Below are 954 nucleotides of genomic sequence, written 5' to 3' on the forward strand. Positions count from 1 at the left end.
GGCGGAAAGTTCGATGATAACTCCTACAAAGTGTCCGGTGGTTTGCACGGTGTTGGTGTATCAGTGGTGAATGCCCTGTCTGACAAACTATTACTGACCATTCGCCGCGAAGGCAAAGTGCACGAACAAACCTACCATTTGGGCGTGCCGCAAGCGCCGTTAAGCGTGATTGGCGAAACTGAACAAACCGGTACGGCAGTACGTTTCTGGCCAAGCCCGACGATTTTCACCAATATCGAATTCCAGTATGAAATTCTGGCAAAACGACTGCGCGAACTGTCGTTTTTAAATTCCGGCGTCTCGATTAAATTGATCGATAAACGCAGCGATAAGCAAGATCACTTCAAATATGAAGGCGGCATCCGTGCTTTCGTTGAGCATTTGAATAAAAACAAAACCCCGATTCACCAGCAACCGTTCTATTTTTCCACCGAAAAAGACAATATCGGCGTTGAAGTCGCACTGCAATGGAACGATGGTTTTCAGGAGAATCTGTACTGCTTCACCAATAATATTCCGCAACGTGACGGCGGCACGCATTTGGCAGGCTTTCGTGGTGCGCTGACCCGTACCCTAAACAACTATATGGAAAATGAGGGCTACAATAAAAAATCCAAAATCAATACTTCCGGTGACGATGCCCGTGAAGGATTGGTAGCGATTATCTCGGTTAAAGTGCCGGATCCGAAGTTTTCCTCACAAACCAAAGACAAATTGGTCTCTTCCGAAGTAAAAAGTGCGGTTGAGTCAGCAATGGGCGAGCGTTTGCAGGAATATCTATTAGAAAATCCAACCGATGCCAAAATTATTGTCGGCAAAATTATTGATGCCGCACGTGCACGTGAAGCCGCCCGCAAAGCGCGCGAAATGACCCGTCGCAAAGGCGCATTGGATCTAGGCGGTTTGCCAGGTAAGTTAGCTGATTGCCAAGAACGTGACCCCGCACTGTCCGAA

Annotated in this window: 1 protein-coding gene; it reads left to right on the forward strand. The window is 47.7% G+C overall.

Features of this window, described 5'->3' with window-relative positions:
* Nucleotides 1–954: DNA gyrase subunit B family protein (locus tag FHQ23_RS04195; protein ID WP_503660761.1), on the forward strand; the 954-nt coding region annotated here is incomplete at both ends.

The sequence above is a fragment of the Testudinibacter crocodili genome, from assembly GCF_006228025.1.
In the GTDB taxonomy this organism is placed as follows: Bacteria; Pseudomonadota; Gammaproteobacteria; order Enterobacterales; family Pasteurellaceae; genus Chelonobacter.